Raw genomic sequence first — 900 nt, 5'->3', positions numbered from 1 at the left:
GGCGCAAACCTCCACTGTATCACTGTACATTTTACAATTGTGGATTCGCAAACGGTCGGACAGAATACGGTAACGTTTCATACCGCCGATAGCATGTTCTACGGTGATCCTTTCCGAAGACTTTTCCTTGTTCTGCTGCCGTTCTGCCTCGTTGAGTGGATGTTTACTTGATTTCTTTTTAGGCATGATAACATTCTGACACTGATAGTCTTTGACAAAACCCTGGTAGCCCAAATCTAAGCGAACAGCATGGTTTTCAAACCAGTTAAATTCCGGCGGGAACTCGTGTTTGAGCATCCGGTAATCGTGGCTTTTACCCACCCAGCATCTGCTGACGTAGTGGATGTATCGATCCGACGTAGAGATGATCATTGTCTTTACGGTGTGTGATTTTTTTTGCCACTGTACATTTGCTTTTGGTACTGTTGATCACCCGGCCGTTTAGTCCGCTGCTCGGTGGCGTCAATGATTACAGTCTTGTGCCGCTCGAAATAGTCCTGGAACTCCTCGGAGCTTTTGAATTCTCGCTTGGGAGCGTGCCCAGTTACTACCAAAGTATGCTGTAAAACCGCCAGACCTAGTTCCTGATTACGTTTGGCCGTTGAGCCGTCCATGCCGGTTACTAAACCCAGCAAGTCATAAGTCAAGCCTGATTTTAAGGAAAATAGAGTAAAAAGTAGAAGGTCGTCATAAGTACTAAGGTGTGGTGGGTCTGGGCATTCTGACTGTCTTTCTTGAAGAGTTTGACCAAACAACTCCTGGTAGGACCTCTCGAAGAAAACAGACAGTGTATTGAATCTTTTCTTATCTAAACCCGTGGCTGAACGCCACTGACGGTCTGTCTTTAAATCCGTAGTTGATAGCTTCATTTGGCAAATTTAACCCGCTGCAACAACTCTA

2 protein-coding genes are annotated in these 900 nt (G+C 45.6%); both read right to left on the bottom strand.

Features of this window, described 5'->3' with window-relative positions; translation table 11 throughout:
* Positions 1–372 (bottom strand): transposase family protein (locus JTN23_RS25770; protein WP_247238006.1); only part of this gene is annotated, 372 nt, incomplete at its 3' end.
* Between the two features lie 5 nt (positions 373–377).
* Positions 378–869, bottom strand: a complete 492-nt coding sequence (locus JTN23_RS25765; protein WP_247238005.1) for a hypothetical protein — start codon at positions 867–869, stop codon at positions 378–380.
* Between the last annotated feature and the right edge of the window lie 31 nt (positions 870–900).

This window comes from Telluribacter roseus (genome assembly GCF_017355915.2).
Taxonomy (GTDB): domain Bacteria; phylum Bacteroidota; class Bacteroidia; order Cytophagales; family Spirosomataceae; genus Telluribacter.
This window is presented reverse-complemented; position numbering and strand designations above follow the sequence as displayed.